This window comes from Bacteroides sp. RTP31139st1_H2_RTP31139_211217, assembly GCF_040227615.1.
Lineage (GTDB): Bacteria > Bacteroidota > Bacteroidia > Bacteroidales > Bacteroidaceae > Bacteroides > Bacteroides uniformis.
The window spans coordinates 1-17,952 of record NZ_JBCNZM010000094.1 but is presented as its reverse complement, the minus strand read 5'-3'; the positions used below and the strand labels follow the sequence as shown (position 1 = coordinate 17,952).

The 17,952-nt window shown below is 47.1% G+C and carries 16 protein-coding genes; 15 read left to right on the top strand and 1 reads right to left on the bottom strand.

Annotation, left to right across the window (positions count from 1 at the left end; all coding sequences use genetic code 11):
• The 15 genes from ABUA47_RS15395 to ABUA47_RS15325 all read left to right on the top strand — a co-directional run.
• A partial coding sequence (locus tag ABUA47_RS15395; protein WP_410520189.1) for an anthranilate phosphoribosyltransferase occupies window positions 1–568 on the top strand: 568 nt, incomplete at its 5' end.
• Between the two features lie 4 nt (window positions 569–572).
• A complete protein-coding gene (gene trpC / locus ABUA47_RS15390) occupies window positions 573–1,400 on the top strand; it encodes an indole-3-glycerol phosphate synthase TrpC (protein ID WP_347774235.1) in 828 nt (275 codons plus the stop codon).
• Window positions 1,401–1,496: 96 nt separating this feature from the next.
• Entirely contained in the window at window positions 1,497–2,120 is a 624-nt protein-coding gene (locus ABUA47_RS15385; protein WP_034525534.1) for a phosphoribosylanthranilate isomerase, read from the top strand.
• Window positions 2,121–2,289: 169 nt separating this feature from the next.
• Window positions 2,290–3,069 carry a tryptophan synthase subunit alpha gene (gene trpA / locus ABUA47_RS15380; protein WP_118936663.1) on the top strand — a complete coding sequence of 260 codons (780 nt, stop codon included), beginning with the start codon at window positions 2,290–2,292 and terminating at the stop codon, window positions 3,067–3,069.
• Between the two features lie 141 nt (window positions 3,070–3,210).
• The gene (gene ansA, locus ABUA47_RS15375) at window positions 3,211–4,251 is read left to right on the top strand and encodes an asparaginase (RefSeq protein ID WP_117681376.1); all 1,041 of its coding nucleotides are present in this window, start codon (window positions 3,211–3,213) and stop codon (window positions 4,249–4,251) included.
• Window positions 4,252–4,431: 180 nt separating this feature from the next.
• A complete protein-coding gene (locus ABUA47_RS15370; RefSeq protein WP_208080985.1) occupies window positions 4,432–6,714 on the top strand; it encodes an LruC domain-containing protein in 2,283 nt (760 codons plus the stop codon).
• A 25-nt stretch (window positions 6,715–6,739) separates the two neighbouring features.
• Window positions 6,740–7,099, top strand: a complete 360-nt coding sequence (locus ABUA47_RS15365; RefSeq protein WP_005827508.1) for a PleD family two-component system response regulator — start codon at window positions 6,740–6,742, stop codon at window positions 7,097–7,099.
• A gap of 18 nt (window positions 7,100–7,117) precedes the next feature.
• Window positions 7,118–8,284, top strand: coding sequence for a sugar transferase (locus ABUA47_RS15360; protein ID WP_057254170.1), 1,167 nt, complete (start codon window positions 7,118–7,120; stop codon window positions 8,282–8,284).
• Window positions 8,285–8,306: 22 nt separating this feature from the next.
• Window positions 8,307–9,155, top strand: coding sequence for a TolC family protein (locus ABUA47_RS15355; RefSeq protein WP_022401202.1), 849 nt, complete (start codon window positions 8,307–8,309; stop codon window positions 9,153–9,155).
• A gap of 8 nt (window positions 9,156–9,163) precedes the next feature.
• Window positions 9,164–11,323, top strand: a complete 2,160-nt coding sequence (locus tag ABUA47_RS15350) for a GumC family protein (protein WP_005827501.1) — start codon at window positions 9,164–9,166, stop codon at window positions 11,321–11,323.
• Window positions 11,324–12,781: an O-antigen ligase family protein gene (locus ABUA47_RS15345; RefSeq protein ID WP_008664359.1), complete on the top strand. Its 1,458-nt coding sequence runs from the start codon at window positions 11,324–11,326 to the stop codon at window positions 12,779–12,781.
• Between the two features lie 23 nt (window positions 12,782–12,804).
• Window positions 12,805–14,010 (top strand): glycosyltransferase family 2 protein, encoded by a 1,206-nt coding sequence (locus tag ABUA47_RS15340; RefSeq protein ID WP_349831741.1) that lies wholly within the window; start codon window positions 12,805–12,807, stop codon window positions 14,008–14,010.
• A complete protein-coding gene (locus ABUA47_RS15335; RefSeq protein ID WP_005827496.1) occupies window positions 14,007–15,128 on the top strand; it encodes a glycosyltransferase family 4 protein in 1,122 nt (373 codons plus the stop codon). The genes ABUA47_RS15340 and ABUA47_RS15335 overlap by 4 nt, the downstream gene beginning before the upstream one ends.
• 12 nt (window positions 15,129–15,140) lie before the next feature.
• A complete protein-coding gene (locus ABUA47_RS15330) occupies window positions 15,141–16,343 on the top strand; it encodes a glycosyltransferase (protein ID WP_151852671.1) in 1,203 nt (400 codons plus the stop codon).
• Complete coding sequence (locus tag ABUA47_RS15325; protein WP_005827492.1) at window positions 16,340–17,341, top strand: phosphoribosyltransferase; 1,002 nt, start codon at window positions 16,340–16,342, stop codon at window positions 17,339–17,341. Before ABUA47_RS15330 ends, ABUA47_RS15325 begins: the two co-directional genes overlap by 4 nt.
• Here ABUA47_RS15325 and ABUA47_RS15320 read toward each other — a convergent pair.
• On the bottom strand, window positions 17,276–17,952 hold a 677-nt coding region (locus tag ABUA47_RS15320; RefSeq protein WP_349831740.1), incomplete at its 5' end, for an acyltransferase family protein. The genes ABUA47_RS15325 and ABUA47_RS15320 overlap by 66 nt on opposite strands.

The following is a 17,952-nucleotide window of genomic DNA, read 5'->3' as shown; positions in this document are numbered from 1 at the left end:
GTGCAACATCGCTTACCTTCATGCCCAGCTTTTCAATCCGGCGATGAAGTTTGTCGGTCCCGTACGCAAGACGTTGGGAGTGCGCACCTTGTTCAATCTGCTCGGCCCGTTGGTGAATCCATGCTGTCCGGCATACCAGCTGCTTGGTGTGGCAGACCTCTCGCAGATGCGCCTATACACCAACGTATTCTATAAGCTCGGCATTGACTTTGCCGTGGTCAACAGCCTCGACAGCTACGACGAAATCTCCCTGACGGACGAGTTCAAGGTGATGACCCGCAACTATGAGCGCATCTACCGTCCGCAGGCCCTCGGCTTCAAGGATGCCCGTCCCGAAGAACTCTTCGGCGGCGTATGCAAGGAAGATGCCGCCCGCATCTTCGACAATATCCTTACGGGGCATGCCACACCTGCACAAACGCAATGCGTCATTGTCAACGCCGCCTTTGCCATCCAGGTGATGGAGCCGCAGAAAGAGATTGAAGAGTGCATCGCCATCGCACGCGAATCATTGGATAGCGGACGGGCGCTGGCGACACTGAAAAAATTTCTCGAGATTAATAAATGAAGCAATGAAAGATATACTGTCCGAAATCATCGCCCATAAGCAAACAGAGATTGAACTGCAAAAGCAGACCGTCTCTCCGGAACAGTTGCAGGAGCAGGCCGGAGTCATCATCCGGGAGAATGCGGCCCACCGCCGCAGCATGAAGCAGGCCCTTGCCGCTTCTTCTACAGGAATCATCTCCGAGTTCAAACGCCGTTCACCCTCTAAAGGCTGGATAAACGAGGCTGCCCAAGCAGAGGAAATACCCGCCTCCTACGAAGCCGCCGGCGCCGCCGCCCTCTCCATCCTGACGGATGAGAAGTTCTTCGGCGGTACGCTGCGCGACATCCGCACAGCCCGTCCGCTCGTCCGCATCCCCATTCTGCGCAAGGACTTCATCATCAACGAGTACCAGCTTCTGCAAGCCTGCATCGTAGGTGCCGACGCCGTACTGCTCATTGCCGCCTGCCTCAGTCCGGAGCAGTGCAGCACCCTCACCGCCCAAGCCCACGAACTCGGGCTGGAGGTATTGCTCGAAATCCACAGCCCTTCGGAACTCTCCTATATAAATAAGGAGGTCGACATGGTGGGTGTCAACAACCGCAACCTCGGCTCCTTCGTCACCGATGTGGAAAACTCCTTCCGGATAGCCCGGCAACTGCGCGAAGCCACCCACGGACCGGCATCCCCGCTCCTTGTCTCCGAAAGCGGCATCTCCGACCCCGAAACCATCTGCCGCCTGCGTGCCGCCGGCTTCCGCGGTTTCCTCATCGGCGAAACCTTCATGAAAACAGCCAATCCGGGCGAAACCCTGAAAGAGTTCATCCAAGACAGTCTCTTAATTAATAATTGAAAGCTGAAAGTTGATAATTGTAAATACAAAAGTCTCTCATACAGCGTTACATCGCGCAGCCAAATTGTAAATCGTAAATTGTAAATCGTAAATAAAATGTCTCCTCTCATCAAAGTATGCGGAATGACCGAAGCAGAAAACATCCGCAATGTAGAACTGCAAGGTGTAGATATGATTGGTTTTATCTTCTACCCCAAATCTCCCCGTTGTCTGTGCCAGATGCCCGGGTATCTGCCAGCCTGCGCCAAGCGCGTCGGCGTCTTTGTCAACGAAAGTAAGGAAAACATCCTGATGTATACCGACCGTTTCAGCCTGGACTACATCCAGCTGCATGGCAATGAAGCTCCCGAATACTGCCGTTCCCTGCGCAATGCAGGCCTGCACCTCATCAAGGCTTTCTCTATCTTGCTGCCCAAGGACCTGCTTGCCGTATCTGCCTACAATGGTCTGTGCGACTACTACCTCTTCGACACCAAGACCCCGCAGTACGGCGGTTCCGGCAACCAGTTCGACTGGAACCTCCTGCACCGCTACAACGGTCCCACCCCGTTCCTGCTCAGCGGCGGCATCAACCCCTACAGCGTCAAAGCCCTCCGGGAGTTCCGCCATCCCTATTTCGCAGGTATCGACATCAACAGCCGCTTCGAAACGGCACCGGGAATAAAGGATGTGGAACGCATCTCAAACTTCCTGAAAGAACTCAAGGGAGGTACGATTTGACGATTTACTATTTACTATTTGGCTGCGCAATATACGCCACATGGCAAATTGTACATTGTACATGGTAAATAGTAAATAGTAAATTGTAAAATTGTAAATCGTACCATGCAGCATATATTGCGCAGCCAAATAGTAAATTGTAAATTGTAAAATTGTAAATAGAAATAGTATGTTGAACCGCATTAACCAACTTTTCCAGGACAGCCCCAAGAATCTGCTGTCCATTTACTTTTGTGCAGGCTGTCCCACCCTCGACGGTACAGCCGACGTTATCCGTGCCCTCGAAAGAAACGGAGTCAGCATGATTGAAATCGGAATTCCGTTCAGTGACCCCATGGCCGACGGCATTGTCATTCAGAACGCCGCCACCCGCGCCCTGCACAACGGCATGTCCCTCCGCCTGCTTTTCGAACAATTGCGCGACATCCGTCGCGATGTCCGCATCCCCCTCATCCTTATGGGGTACCTCAATCCCATCATGCAGTTCGGCTTCGAAGCCTTCTGCCAGAAGTGCGTGGAATGCGGCATCGATGGCGTCATCATTCCCGACCTCCCTTTCCGCGATTACGAAGAGAGTTACAAAGCCATCGCCTCGAAGTATGACATCCGTGTCATCATGCTCATCACCCCCGAAACCAGCGAAGCCCGCGTCCGCGAAATAGACGCCCACACCGACGGATTCATCTATCTGGTGTCCAGTGCCGCTACCACCGGTGCCCAAAAAGACTTCGACACCCGGAAGCAAGCCTACTTCAAGAAGATAGAGGATATGAACCTGCGCAATCCACGCATGGTAGGCTTCGGCATCAGCAACAAGCAGACATTCGATGCCGCTTGCGCCCACTCATCCGGTGCCATCATCGGCAGCCGCTTCGTCACGCTGCTCAACGAGAAGGAAGGAGATACGGAAAAGGCTATCAGGCAGTTGAAGGAAGATTTGAAACAGTGAGCTTATTCAAATTTCATACAATATATTTTTCGCAATGAAAAAATAAAAGAGACAAAATCTGCAAAGACTTGTCTCTTTTATTTTCTCCCCATCTCATATTTCACTATCTTTGTGCCCGAAAAAAGCTCTAATACGAATATCATGAAAGTCGATTGCCCTTCCGTACTATTGATTTACACTGGCGGAACTATCGGAATGATAGAAAATCCCGAGACCGGTGCGCTTGAGAACTTCAACTTCGACCAACTGCTACAGCATGTTCCCGAACTGAAGCGCTTCAACTACCGCATCTCTTCCTATCAGTTCGACCCACCGATCGACTCTTCCGACATGGAACCTTCCCTCTGGGCAAAGATTGTAAAAATCATCAACTACAACTACGACAACTTCGACGGCTTCGTCATCCTGCACGGTACCGACACCATGGCCTATACAGCCTCCGCCCTCAGTTTCATGCTCGAGAACCTTTCCAAGCCGGTCATCCTCACCGGTTCCCAGCTTCCCATCGGCACCCTGCGCACCGACGGGAAAGAGAACCTCATCACCGCCATTGAAATAGCCGCCGCCAAGCATCCGGACGGTACTCCTATCGTCCCCGAAGTGTGCATCTTCTTCGAGAACGAGCTGATGCGGGGCAACCGTACCACCAAAATCAATGCCGAGAATTTCAATGCTTTCCGCTCCTTCAACTATCCCGCACTGGCAAAGGCAGGCATCCATATCCGTTATAACGAGCACCTCATCCACCATCCCGACCCGTCACGCCCCATGAAGCCGCACTACCTTTTCGACACCAATGTCGTAGTGCTCACCCTCTTTCCCGGCATCCAGGAAAGCATCATCAACTCCGTGCTTCATGTTCCCGGCCTGAAAGCTGTTGTCCTCAAGACCTTCGGTTCCGGCAATGCCCCCCAGAAAGAATGGTTCATCCGCCAGCTGAAAGAAGCCAGCGAACGTGGCATTGTCATCGTCAACATCACCCAATGCCAAAGTGGCGCCGTCGAGATGGGACGTTACGAAACCGGTCTGCAACTTCTCCAGGCAGGTGTCATCAGCGGCTATGACAGTACCCCCGAATGTGCCGTCACCAAACTCATGTTCCTCCTGGGGCATGGACTGGACCAAGCCGAAATCCGCCACCGCATGAATTCCGACCTGGCAGGAGAAATCACCAAGATTTAGTAAAGCGGCAATACAGAGGGCATTTAGTAATATTGATAATTTTCAAGACAAACTTGCATTATCTATCCATGCAAAATCGTTAAAAAGCGTTAACCAACACGCTTTTATCCCCCATTAATAAAGCTTATTAGTTTAAATAAACGTACTTTTGCTTACAATCAAGCAAAACAAATGTAAAATATGGGAGAGAATATCCAATACAAACGCTTTCTGCCGCTTGTTATTCTTGCAATGAGTATACTGCTGCAGGGTTGTAAAGACGATGTTTTTAACCCCGAGAAAGTGAAAGCAGCCTATCAGGATAGGTTTCCGGTCAAGAACATAGACCCGGCTATGGATTGGAAAATGACTCAGCAGGTCCGGGTCAATGTTTCTGTATCCGAAGATACCGGCATCGACTACACCATACGTATTTACGACAAGAACCCCTTAATCAGCCGGTCATCCGCCAAACTGCTGGCAGAAGGCACCGCCAATAATACAACAGTATTTACTACCGTCATGGACTGTCCTTCTGTGCTGACGAGCGCTTTTGTGTGCCGCACCGATGCACACAGCCGCAACATAGTAAAATACGTATCCATCCAAAACGGTCAGCTCCATGCCGCTTTCGGCAGTTCCCCCACAACTACACGTGCCGCATGGACACGCAGTGTCAGCATCGAGACCTATTCACCGGAAAAGTCTGAGGCAGAAATCACCGCAATGCTATCAAGTGCCGAAGAAATAAGGCCGAATACCGATTTTCAAAACGGAAAAGCCTACAAAATCTCCAAAGACAATATATATAGGAATAAAATCAGCAAGGACGGCATGGGAAGTGACAATCCGGCCATCATCATCATTGAAGGCAGCTGGGAACCCAATGGGAACAACATGACCGTTGAACGAGGCTTCGAATTCTATGTGATTGACGGAGGGGAAATCGTGATACCGGACGAGCACACCTTCACTTTAGTGCAATCCAGCCGGTTTATCGTCTACGCGGGTGGAACCATCAAAGGGAACGACATCGAATTGACCAATGCATCCGGAGGCAGCTACAACTACAATGCCGGCACTATGGAAATAGACGATTTCCATGTCAGCCAGGGAGGAGCATTCTATAATTGCGGTACCGTGCGTGTCGATGAAATGAATTTCGACAGCGGATGCAAATTCATCAACCAGGGTAAAGCCTATATCGGGAAAACCGACAGCAACATCACTATAGACAACGGATGCTATCTATATGCGGAAGAATTTGTAGGCACACTGAACATGGGAGACACCTCTTCTGCAGAGATAGAGGATTTCGGGGACCATAGCAACAATTACAACACCCAAATCACGATGGGTGACAACTCCATGATAACCGTACTTGATGAAGCAGAATTGTCACAAGCACAATTTATGGGTCCAAACAATGAATATGCACTGGTAAAAATCAATAAAATTGAAGATATAGGAAATTTCTCCAGCCAGGGAAACATTCATTATGAAGTGAAAGAAATTGACGATGATATCACCGAGGATATCTGGTGGGAAGCCAAATTCCTTGATGCTATCAAGAACACCGAAGGAACCATATCCAAATGGGGAGAATCCCCCATCACCATTCCTGCCGGAGACTGTACGGGCGAAGGCAATACTCCGGACGAGTCCGGCTCAGAAACCCCTACAGACCCGGTCTCCTATACGTACGTATTCGAAGACAACTTCCCGTTGGTAGGCGACTATGACTTCAACGACGTGGTCTTGGACGTGGAGACCTACTATCACCGCGAGAAAAAGACGAACCACATCAAGCGCATACAGCTCGACGTGACCCTTGCTGCAGCAGGAGCAAGCAAGCCGTTGGGCGTAGGGCTCCGGATTACCGGAATCAATAAATCCGATATCCGGGAAGTCAAGACCGGAGGCGACGATTCGCGTTTCCAGGAGTCATTCAACAGCTCGTACAACAAATTCAGGTACAATAATGTTACTTATATGGAAGATTCCGATCCGAGTGTCGTAATCCCCATTGCAGGCGAAGTACACAATGTATTTGGAGTCGAACCGGGTGAGATGGTAAACACCGGCATTGGAGTAACCGCCAAAGAGTATACTTATGAAGTCATTATTGAACTGACAGACCAAACTCGGACAGAGCCCCTATTCTCAAAAGACAATCTGGACTTCTTCATCTGTTATCAATATAAAAGCATGGAACAACGCATGGAAGTTCATCTTTACGAATTTTGGGGATATGGCGCCACTGCCGCCGGAACCATACAGCAAGAGAATCTTGACTTAGCAGGCAACAACACGTGGGCAATCTGCGTGCCGTATGGCTTCCGCTATCCCAAGGAAACCATCAATGTTTCACGTACTGACATCCCCGAAGCAAGCGCATATCCGGAATTCATCTATTGGGCCCAAGACAGAACCCAGTATACGGAATGGTACGAACACCCGGTAGAAGAAAATGTATATAGATAAATATAGCAAACAATTATCATAAACAATGAAACAAATATTATTTGTAGATGACAAACCTGCCATAGGCAAGGTACTCTCGGTCTATTTAGGGAAAGAGAATGAGCTGGTTTATTTCGAAGATCCCGTCAGGGCCATAGAATGGCTGAATGAGGGGAACGAACCCGCTCTCATCATTTCGGACATACGCATGCCCAAGATGACCGGCAGTGAATTCCTGGCATATCTGAAAAGCAATTCACTTTTCAAGGACATTCCGGTTGTGATGCTTTCCAGTGAAGAAAGTACCACCGAGCGCATCAACCTGCTCGAAGCCGGAGCCGAGGATTTCATACTGAAACCTTTCAATCCTATGGAGCTGAAGGCCCGTATCAAGAAATTTCTCTAAACGACAAAATCAATGGATATGTTATATTATATCTACATAGGTAGCAACCGCGTCACCATCGACCACTTGAGCAAAATTACGGGAGGCATGTTCATGGCTGTTTCATCCTGCAACAAAGCGGCGAAAGTCATCGACGGTATCCGCGAACGGTACAACACATCCATTCTTTACGAAGAAAGCACCCCTCAAAAGGACAGCCAGAACATCACTTTCCTGCACAAGCGCTTCCCCCGTGTCTACATCATCCTCATCACCGAAGGACTGCAGAAGGAACACCGCAAGCTCTATCTGCAGGCAGGTGTCAACAACACCCTTTCCCCCATGGCCAGCGAAGAGAGCCTCCAGCAAATGACAAAATTCCTCCAACTGCGCAAGGAGCATAAGTTGCAGGAATTCAGCCAGTCACACCGTAAGATATTCAACACCTTCCACCTGCCTATGTGGAAGCGTATCTTCGACATCCTTTTTGCCGTTGCCGTACTGATTGTGCTGTCTCCCATACTCATCGCGACAGCCATAGCCATCCGCGTGGAAAGCAAGGGAAGAGTGATTTACAAGTCCCAGCGTGTGGGCAGCAACTACCAGATATTCAACTTCCTGAAGTTCCGCTCCATGTACACCAATGCCGACAAGCGCCTGAAAGAGCTGAACGCCCTCAACCAATATAAGATAGAAGAAGAGCTTACGGACGAGCAGCCCGATATCCGCTTCGACGACCTGACCGGCACTTCTGAAGAAGAGGCTACCCTGCTGATTTCGGACGATTTTGTCATCTCTGAAGAAGATTTCCTTAAAAAGAAGGCCCAAGAAAAACAGAATACGTTTGTCAAGATAGAGAACGATCCCCGCGTCACCCGCGTAGGCCGTTTCATCCGCAAGTACAGCATTGACGAACTGCCGCAGCTGTTCAACGTCCTCAAAGGAGACATGAGCATCGTGGGCAACCGCCCGCTCCCCCTCTACGAGGCCGAGCTGCTGACCAGCGACGCATATATCGAGCGCTTCATGGCCCCTGCCGGACTGACGGGACTGTGGCAAGTGGAGAAACGAGGCGGTGCCGGGAAGATGTCGGCCGAAGAGCGCAAGCAACTGGACATTAAGTACGCCAAAGAATTTTCATTCTGGCTGGACATGAAGATACTGTGCAAGACGCTGACAGCGTTTGTGCAGAAAGAGAATGTATAAAAATAAAGATAATAGGAATTATATGGCTTTAGAGATGATAAAAAGATATATCAAGTCCATCATTTACAGTGTAATCCTTTTAGGATTGTTGGGGGTACCTTTGTCTGTGGCTGCGCAGCAGGAGTTGACACGGGAGGAGCGCATCAAGATATTGGAGCAACTCAAGATGGAGGATAAAAAAATAGAAGTCAACACATTGGGTTTAATCAGTCCGAAGACATCAATAGATATTGAGAAATTAGAATTGCCCCCTCTATCTGTCTTTCTTGATGCAGTGACAGAGAATGCGTCAGTAAAAAGAGCCCAATCCCAAGTAGAGCAACTCAAGAACCAATATCGCCTGGAAAAGCGGAACTGGTGGAACTACTTCAGACTGAACGGTAACTATTCCTACGGACGCTACAATATTATAGGCAATGCCAGTGACGAGTATACTCCTATGTACCAGACAACGATGTCAAGTGCCCAGCACAACTTCAATGTCGGGGCCAGCGTCGGCATCACCTTAGGAGACTTGTTCAACCGACCACTGAAACTGAAAGACTACCGCTATCAGATAGAGCAATTGCAGTACACGCAGGAAGGAGTTATGGAGGAGCGAAGGCTAAAAGTTCTGGAAGCCTACAATGCGGTTACCGAGCAACTGGCTACCATAAAGGCCAAAGCGGAAACGGCTGCATTGTATAACGCACAGATGAAAATATCTGAAAATAATTTCATACAAGGAGCCATTGATATCATTGCACTTTCTTTGGAACGTGCACGCCGCACCGGTGCCGTGACTAATTATGAGCAAAGCCGCGTAGCTTTACACAATTCAATCGTATTGTTAGAGATGCTGACTAATGTTAAAGTTATAACAGACAAGTAAAACTAATTATGAATATAGTACAATTTTTGGCAAGCTTCTTTTACCGCATCCGTTATTGGTTATTGTGGGGAAGCCTCCTTGTTACAGCATTAGTCATATACTTTACACAGTTTTTACCATACAGTTATACGGTAAACAGCAGTCTATATGCAGGTGTAACCAACAGCACCAATCTGGACGGAAGCCAGCTTATCAATATCAACAGTACCTTCGACAATATCATCAATATAGGCAAGTCCAAAAACACTTTGGCAAAGGTTTCGGTACGTCTGCTTGCAACCAGCCTCGTATACGGTGATGAGTGGAAAGACAACATGTACATTCAAGCCAAACATTATAGGCAGCTCGTCCAAATCCTTCCTAAAGAAGTGCTGGCTTTGGTAGACCGTTCCTCTTTGGATAAAACTACAAATAATCTGATGAATTACCGGAAAGAGAACAGCAGTAATTTTGTCTATTCCATATTCAACCGTCCCTACCCTTATTACAGTTATAGCGCATTAAGCACAATCACCATTAAACGACTGGGTACCAGCGACCTGATAGAATTGGTATATACCTCCTCCGATCCCGGTATTACGCAAAACACCCTCAAGATATTGGAAGATGAACTGTTAAAGGCTTATGAGCAACTCCGGTTCAGTGCCACGAACAGTGCTATCGCCTATTTTGAAGAACAAGTGCGCATAGCCAAAAAAGCACTTACTGCAGAAGAAGATGATTTGACAGACTATAGTGTTCAAAAACAAGTCATCAACTACGACGAGCAATCCAAGGCATTAGCTTTGACCAAATATGCGACGGACGACCGTATGGAAGAAGTGCAGCGAAACTATGGAAGCGCAGTGGCTTTACGCCAGATGTTAGAGAATAAAATGGACATACGTGCCAAGATTATACGCACAAATACTAATTTGTTGCAAGAACTGGAAAAAGTTAGTACCCTGAACCAAAGTATTCTTGAGCAAGAAATATTCACCACAGAACAGAGCCAGCAGAATAGTGATAAACTTCAAAGAGAAAAAGACGCTCTGCAAAAGGCAGAAGAAAAGATAAGCCATCTCTCCGATAATTTAAACGAGTATGGTTTCTCCAAGGAAGGGGTAGGCATTCAAGAAATGGTGACAGAATGGCTGACGGCATGCATCAATGAGGCGAAAGCCAAAGCTGAAGTGAAAGTATTGGTTGACCGCCAACGGGACATTATCGACCAATACCGGGAATTCTCACCCGTAGGCACTCAAATCAAGCGGAAAGAACGTGCCGTAGGCATTGCCGAAGACAATTATCGCCGACAAATAGGAGGCCTTGCCGAAGCACACCTCCGTTTGCAGAATATCAAGATGACAACTGCCAACCTGCAGGTCATAGCATCCCCCGAGTATCCGCTGACAGACAATGGCAGAAAAAGAATTATCTACGTCCTTGCCGCATTCTTCGGCAGTATGATATTCATAAGCGGCTACTTCCTGCTGATTGAATTGTTAGACCGCACTCTCCGCGACCCGGACCGCAGCAAACGCCTGACCGGACTCTCTGTCATTGCAGCATTCAACGGTGTAAGCAACTTGAAGTATCGTGGATTCCTCAAGGCCTGTAACCGGCTTGCCGCTGCCTATAGTTGCCGGCAATTGAACAACTACCTGCACCCGGACCGTCCTACTGTCATAAACCTGCTCAGCATGGAGAAACGTGAAGGAAAATCATTCCTTGCCAAATATTTCATTGATTACTGGGAAACTGAGGGTATAAAAGTGCGCCTTGTAAAATATGACCACGATTTCGATACCCAAAACAAGGGATATGTACAAGCTCAAGAATTGTCTGACTTCTGGGTTCTGAATGAAGCAGAAGAAATACCGGACATCATTTTAGTGGAATATCCTGCTGTCAGTACCGCAACTCTACCTATGTCGGTATTGAAAAAAGCAGATTTCAATTTGCTGATAGCCAACGCCGCCCGATTGTGGGGCAGAGATGACGACACCCGGTTGAAACCGTTAAAGGAAGAATTGGAAGGAACTCCTCTATTTATGTATCTCAACAATGCAGACCGCGAAGTGGTTGAAAGCTTCACCGGAGAATTGCCTCCTCACACCCCGGTTCACAGCTTCTTCAGCCGGTTGGCACAATTAGGTTTAACATCAAAATCAGCAGCTGTCAAATAAATGCAAACGGATATCAAAGGACATAGCATATCTCCCTTGGCGGTAACATTATTAGTGTTCATCATCGGACTGGGTGCGCTCATCTATAGCATATTATTCAGTACTTGGGATATCACTGCATACGTTTGCCTTTCCCCTTTCTTCCTGATAATAGCAATACAAGCATTAAGAAACCCTTTTGCCGGTGTATGTTTCCTATTCACATTCAATTACTTTTTCATTCCCTGGTACAGATACACGCAGGGCAGTGGGTTGAGTGTCTGGTATGATGTCGCAACCGTCACCCTGCTTGTGACGCTCCTGATATATTCCTATCACCAACAAGGTAAGATTGCATGGAAATACACCAAAAACATTCTGACGTTCGGAGGTTGCATATGGGCCATATATACTGCGGCTGAAATCATGAATCCAACAGCTCTCACGGAAGCTTGGATTTACTCCCGTGGAATCATATACAGTACCCTTGTCATGTCATTAATTGGCGTTTTAACAATGACCTCCTACAAGCGGTTGCGCGTCATTATGCTTTTTCTGTCCATATTCACATTGACAGCCGTAGCCAAAGCTGTTTACCAGAAATATGCAGGTTTTGATGAGACAGAAACAACCATGCTGATTGAAACGGAAATGTACAAGACACACCTTTTATCCGATGTCACCCGATATTTTTCCTTTTTCACAGATGCCGGAAATTTCGGTTCCAACATGGGCTTTGCCGCCATTCTGTTCGGTATCTCGGCTATCTTCGTAAAAGAACGTTCCATAAGAATCTATTATGCAATTATTGCCGTCTGTTCCATATATGCCTTGTTCATTTCCGGAACCCGCGGTGCACTGTTTGTCCCCATCGGAGGAATCATATTGTTAACTTTCCTCAGTAAAAATATCAAGCTCATGGGAGCTACAGTCTTCTTCGGATTGTTTTTTTATGTCTTTTTCGCCCATACCTATATCGGTGAAAGCAACACTTCCATCAGACGCATGCGTACAGCTTTCAGACCTACAGAAGACGCCTCATACATTGTCCGCAAAGAAAACCAAAAAAGATTGGCTGAATATCTAAAATACAAACCTTTCGGAGAAGGACTTGGTTTGGGAGGGGTAGAAGCCAGAAAATATGGTTCCCGTCTCACAACACTCATTCCCCATGATTCTTTTTATGTCAAGATATGGATGGAAACCGGCATTGTAGGATTAGTGCTTTTTCTTACCATATATGTCTGTACATTGTTAAGAGGTTGCTATCTTATCATGTTTCGGATTAAGAATAACGAGCTACGTGGAATACTCACGGCCATTGCTTGCGGTATTTTCGGACTAATGATAAGTGCCTATGGAAATGCCTTTTTCTTTCAATTCCCTACAGGATTTATAATCATTTTATTTTTGTCAGTTCTGATTAACGGGGAGCATATCGACCAACTGCTGACCCAACAAAAAATGAAAAAGAAATAGAAAATATTAAATAGAAAACATATATGACCGACATTTTTTCCATATTCAATCCCGACTGGTGGATGGACGAGAACAACAATGCCTTGCAAATGACAGACGCGGTTCTTTTCTTATTGCTGGCCATCCCCGTAGCCTACTTGTTTATCTATGCATTGGCCTCCTTGCGGAAATACAAGAATCCCTATCCACCGTCCCCCAAGCGACATCGATTCCTGGTCCTCTTTGTTGTGCTGAAAAACGGCAAGGAAGTGATAGAGTCCATCAATCATTTCCTTGACACGCAGACGTATCCGAGAGAAAAATACGACATCGCAGTGGCTGCCACACAACTGTCCGAAGAAGATTTGGTTACGCTGCTCCAGATGCCGGTCAACATTGTCGTGCCCGATAAAGAACATTGCACAAAGATATATGCCATACAGCAGGTCATGGAGCGCTATTCTCCTCATGAGTACGATGCCATCACCATATTCAATTCAGACAACAAAGTTGTTCCTAACGCATTAGAGCTTTTCAACAATGCCTACTACTCCGGATGTGATGCCATCCAAGCCCACCGCATGACGGAAAACCTGAATACCAACATCGCCGTATTAAACGCCACCAGCGAAGAAATCAACAACCACCTCTTCCGCAAGGCACATACGGCACTGGGATTCTCCTCCGCCCTCATCGGTTCGGGCATGATGTTTGATTTTGAGATGTTCCAGGAAATCGCTCCCAGATTATCAGGAAGCGATTTGGCCAAAGCTACAGAAATGGAACTTCTGAAGGAAAACATATATACCGAATACATGGAAGAAATAGTCTGCTATTGCAAAAAGACGGACGATACATCGGGGTACAGCAAAGAACGCCAGCGCTGGTTGGGCTCACAGTATCGCAGCTCCATACTGGCATTGCAACAATTTCCGATAGCATTCTTACAAGGAAAGTGGGATTTATGCGAAAAATTATTCCAATGGCTACTTCCATCCCGTTTCCTGCTCATCTTATATATCACGATATGTGCCGTAGCAATGACGTTTCTGGAGTGGCCGCTTGCTACAAAATGGTATGCACTTTTAGCCGTTTTATTCATCACTTTTTTGATGGCCATGCCCGAAGGGGAAATCAGCCGCAAATTCCGGAGCGCTTTCTGGTCTCTGCCCATATTGGTAGTCACCTCTTCCATGAGCCACATCACAAGAATCTTTAAACGGAAAAAGAAAAGAAAGGCAGCAAAATGAGAATCGCCATCGAAGCCCAACGCATTTTCCGCAAAGACAAGCATGGCATGGACTTTGTCATCCTGGAGACACTGAAAGAACTGCAAAAGCGGAAAGACGGTAATGAATATTACGTATTCGTTGCTCCGGGGGAGGACTGGTGCCTGGAAGAATCGGAAAACCTCCATATCATTGAGCTTCGCTGCCCTACTTATCCTTTGTGGGAGCAGATAGCATTGCCCCAGGCCGTCAGGAAGCTGAAAGCGGACTTGCTGCATTGTACATCGAATACAGCCCCGTTATGGTGTCCCGTCCCTTTGGTGCTGACGCTTCATGACATTATCTATTTGGAGCCGCGTCAGCATCGCAGTCCTTCCTTCTATCAGGAAATGGGATGGCATTACCGTCGCCTGATTGTTCCCCGCATCCTGAAGAAAGCAAGAAATATTATTACAGTTTCTCAGTTCGAGTGTACCCGCATACGCGAAGCGCTGCAACTTCCCAAAGAAGTCATTAAAGCCGTTTACAACGGCTACAGCGCTTACTTTACGATGCAGGAAACACCCGATGAGAGTATTGTGCAGAAATACATACCGCACCCGGACTTTCTTTTCTTTCTTGGAAATACAGACCCCAAAAAGAATGCGGCACGTACCCTGAAAGCATACGCGTTGTATCTGAAAGCATCCCAAACGAAACGCCCCCTTCTCATTGCCGATTTAAAAGAAGAATATATCGACCAGCTTCTTCAGCAAGAAGGAATCACCGGGATAAAAGAACATCTGTATTATCCGGGATATATCGGCAACAAAGATTTAGCAACCCTTTATAATGCAGCATTTGCATTTCTCTATCCTTCCTTGCGTGAAAGTTTCGGGATTCCGATACTGGAGGCTATGGCTTGCGGCACTCCCGTAGTGACGGGCAACGTTTCGGCAATGCCCGAAGTTGCCGGTAAAGGTGCCATTTTAGTCGATCCTCAAGAACCGCAAAAAATAGCAGATGCCTTGCTACGCCTGGAAAATGATGCGACACTCTATCAGCAACAAGTAAATTACAGTCTGGAACGTGTAAAACTGTTCTCCTGGAAACACACTGCAGAAGAATATGTAAAGATATATCACTGTATTCACCAGTAACCGGCAAACATCATGAGAGACTTCATCATCACCAGCCTGCAAACATGGGACATCGAAATAGGTAGTACCATCAAGAATACTGCATTGGAAATTTCAAAGCAGAACCGAGTGCTCTACATCAACACTCCGATGGACATTTCCATCCGGCTGAGAGGGAACAGACAATCTCCGTCCTACATCCGGCGCATGGACGTCATCAAGGGAAAGGCTTCACCGCTCCGGCAAATCAACGCCAACATGTGGGTGCTGGACTGTCCTTTCATGTTATTTTCGGCCAACTTCCTGCCTGCACCGCTTTTCAACATCGTCAACAGAAAAAACAATGCCCGCATAGCCCGATGGATTGTAGAGCAGGCTGCCGCGCTCGACTTCAAAAATTACATCCACCTCATCGATACAGACATTTACCGCAGCCGCTATCTGAAGGAGTATATCCATCCGTCTGTTAGCATCTATTACCGGCGCGACTACGTCATAGGCGAAGCCTACTGGCGCAGGCACGGCACCCGTCTTGAACCGGAACTGGCTGCTTCGGCCGACCTTGTTCTGGCAAACTCCACCCGTTTTGCCGCAGAGTTGCAAGCCTACAATCCCCATACCTACCCCATCGAAACCGGCGTAAACCTAAAGCTGTACAATCCGGCCAAGAAATACGAAACACCCGGTGACATGCAAGACATTCCACGCCCTATCATCGGATATATGGGTACGATAAACAGTACCCGCCTTGACGGAGACCTGCTCTATCAAATAATAAGCCAGCGTCCCGATTACAATTTTGTGTTCACCGGACCGGAAGACGACGGTTTTCGCCAACACCACATCCACAGCCTGAAAAATGTGTATTTCACCGGGCAGAAAAAGGTGGACGAGTTGCCCGCTTACATCACAGCCTACGATGTCTGCATCAATCCGCAAATGGTGAACGACATTACCGACGGTAACTATCCATTGAAAATAGACGAATACCTGGCTATGGGTAAACCCACTGTCGCAACCAGTACCCACACCATGCGCAACATATTCGCAGACCACACGCACCTGGCCACCAACCTGGGAGAATGGCTTTCGGCCATAGACCGTGCTGTGACCGAAGCTGACGACAAAAAGCTCGCCAAACAGCGCATAGCCTTTGCCGAGACCCACAGCTGGGGGCACAGTGTAAAGAAAATATACGACATAATCGATAATTTTTTGAAGGAGAAAGCTACATGAACTATCGTAACATAGACGACCTAAACCATTGCATCCTGCAACATCTCAGCATTCTGCCACGGGATTTCGACCTCATTGTCGGCGTGCCCCGCAGTGGCATGTTTCCCGCCAACCTGCTGGCGCTCTACCTGAACCTGCCGGTCACGGACATAGACTCTTTCCGCAACGGGCATATCTATCAGACCGGAGAACGGGGGAAAACTTTCAACATGAACAATATACATAATGTATTGGTTGTGGATGATAGCATAGCCACGGGAAAAGCCATGAAGAAATGCCGCGAGCTCCTGAAGGACATAGAACATTTATACAACATCCAATATTGCGTCATTTATGCAGTCCCACTACACTCCCATTCCGTAGACTATTTTTTCGAAATAGTCGATTATCCCCGTTTCTTCCAATGGAACATAATGAACCACTCCATCCTGCAAAAAACGTGTATGGACATTGACGGCGTGCTTTGCGCAGACCCCACTCCGGAAGAGAACGACGACGGCGAGAAGTACCGTCATTTCCTGCTGAACGCTCCTCCGCTATTCATTCCCAAAGTCACCATCGGCACACTGGTCACTTCACGCTTGGAGAAATACCGTCCGGAGACGGAAGCCTGGCTCCAGAAGAACCATGTAAAATACAATAAGCTCGTCATGCTGAACCTGCCGGATATGGCTGCACGCCAACGGGCGAATTGCCACGCCTCCTTCAAAGCCAAAGAATACGGTTCATCCACAGACAACATGCTGTTTGTAGAAAGTTCCATGACACAAGCTGTCGAAATCAACCGCCTGACCAAGAAACCGGTACTCTGTACGGAAACGTTCCAGATGATTTATGAATCCAAATCGTTGTACTACAACCTGAAGTCGGGAGAAACATTCCCGTGGCTGCGGCGTTTTATGATAAGGATGCGCAACAAATTAAGCTCTCATTCAACCTCTTCCACCTGTAATAATGGCTGTAAAATGTGGAAAAAGTTTTTTCAACGAAGCGTATAACAAAAGATTAACAAGAATAATCACCAAAGGGCTAACAATATAAATAAGCATAAATTGCCAATCAGAAACGGGAGACATAAACTTAAACAGAATACGGACGAACATATTCAAGGGAAGCTGGTGACATGCATACACTAAAAAACAAGAGCTTATCAAAAAATAAGAAGATTTCCATCTTTCCCGTTCCACAAAGTAAGCAGTCAAAGCTATAATCGATACAATGCCCAATAATATGCCGGCATTGGCTACATATAGAAATCCATCTGCTCCTCTTACGCCAATTGTACCTATAGCAAAAAGAAAGTACAAGGCTACTCCCCAAGGAAAAAAAGATTTAAAGTCAGCAACAAAGTTACGTCCGGTAATACTAAACCATGCTCCCACAAAAAAGAAAAAGACAGCATCCATTCTAGGAATCTCCAAAGTTCCCCCTACCAGCCAAATACAACCAAGCACTAACAATATATACCAACGAAAATAACGAAGACACCAATATACTAATGGAGAAAAGACCAACATGACCATTAAATCACGTATAAACCATAAAGCTCCATTTACCGGCATTCCATTAATATTCCAAAAACTAATCAGATAATCACAAACAGTATAAT

Excerpts from the sequence above, each read along its gene's own strand:
- trpC (WP_347774235.1), top strand. The coding sequence starts at position 573 with ATGAAAGATATACTGTCCGAAATCATCGCCCATAAGCAAACAGAGATT.
- ABUA47_RS15385 (WP_034525534.1), top strand. The coding sequence starts at position 1,497 with ATGTCTCCTCTCATCAAAGTATGCGGAATGACCGAAGCAGAAAACATC.
- trpA (WP_118936663.1), top strand. The coding sequence starts at position 2,290 with ATGTTGAACCGCATTAACCAACTTTTCCAGGACAGCCCCAAGAATCTG.
- ansA (WP_117681376.1), top strand. The coding sequence starts at position 3,211 with ATGAAAGTCGATTGCCCTTCCGTACTATTGATTTACACTGGCGGAACT.
- ABUA47_RS15370 (WP_208080985.1), top strand. The coding sequence starts at position 4,432 with ATGGGAGAGAATATCCAATACAAACGCTTTCTGCCGCTTGTTATTCTT.
- ABUA47_RS15365 (WP_005827508.1), top strand. The coding sequence starts at position 6,740 with ATGAAACAAATATTATTTGTAGATGACAAACCTGCCATAGGCAAGGTA.
- ABUA47_RS15360 (WP_057254170.1), top strand. The coding sequence starts at position 7,118 with ATGTTATATTATATCTACATAGGTAGCAACCGCGTCACCATCGACCAC.
- ABUA47_RS15355 (WP_022401202.1), top strand. The coding sequence starts at position 8,307 with ATGGCTTTAGAGATGATAAAAAGATATATCAAGTCCATCATTTACAGT.
- ABUA47_RS15350 (WP_005827501.1), top strand. The coding sequence starts at position 9,164 with ATGAATATAGTACAATTTTTGGCAAGCTTCTTTTACCGCATCCGTTAT.
- ABUA47_RS15345 (WP_008664359.1), top strand. The coding sequence starts at position 11,324 with ATGCAAACGGATATCAAAGGACATAGCATATCTCCCTTGGCGGTAACA.
- ABUA47_RS15340 (WP_349831741.1), top strand. The coding sequence starts at position 12,805 with ATGACCGACATTTTTTCCATATTCAATCCCGACTGGTGGATGGACGAG.
- ABUA47_RS15335 (WP_005827496.1), top strand. The coding sequence starts at position 14,007 with ATGAGAATCGCCATCGAAGCCCAACGCATTTTCCGCAAAGACAAGCAT.
- ABUA47_RS15330 (WP_151852671.1), top strand. The coding sequence starts at position 15,141 with ATGAGAGACTTCATCATCACCAGCCTGCAAACATGGGACATCGAAATA.
- ABUA47_RS15325 (WP_005827492.1), top strand. The coding sequence starts at position 16,340 with ATGAACTATCGTAACATAGACGACCTAAACCATTGCATCCTGCAACAT.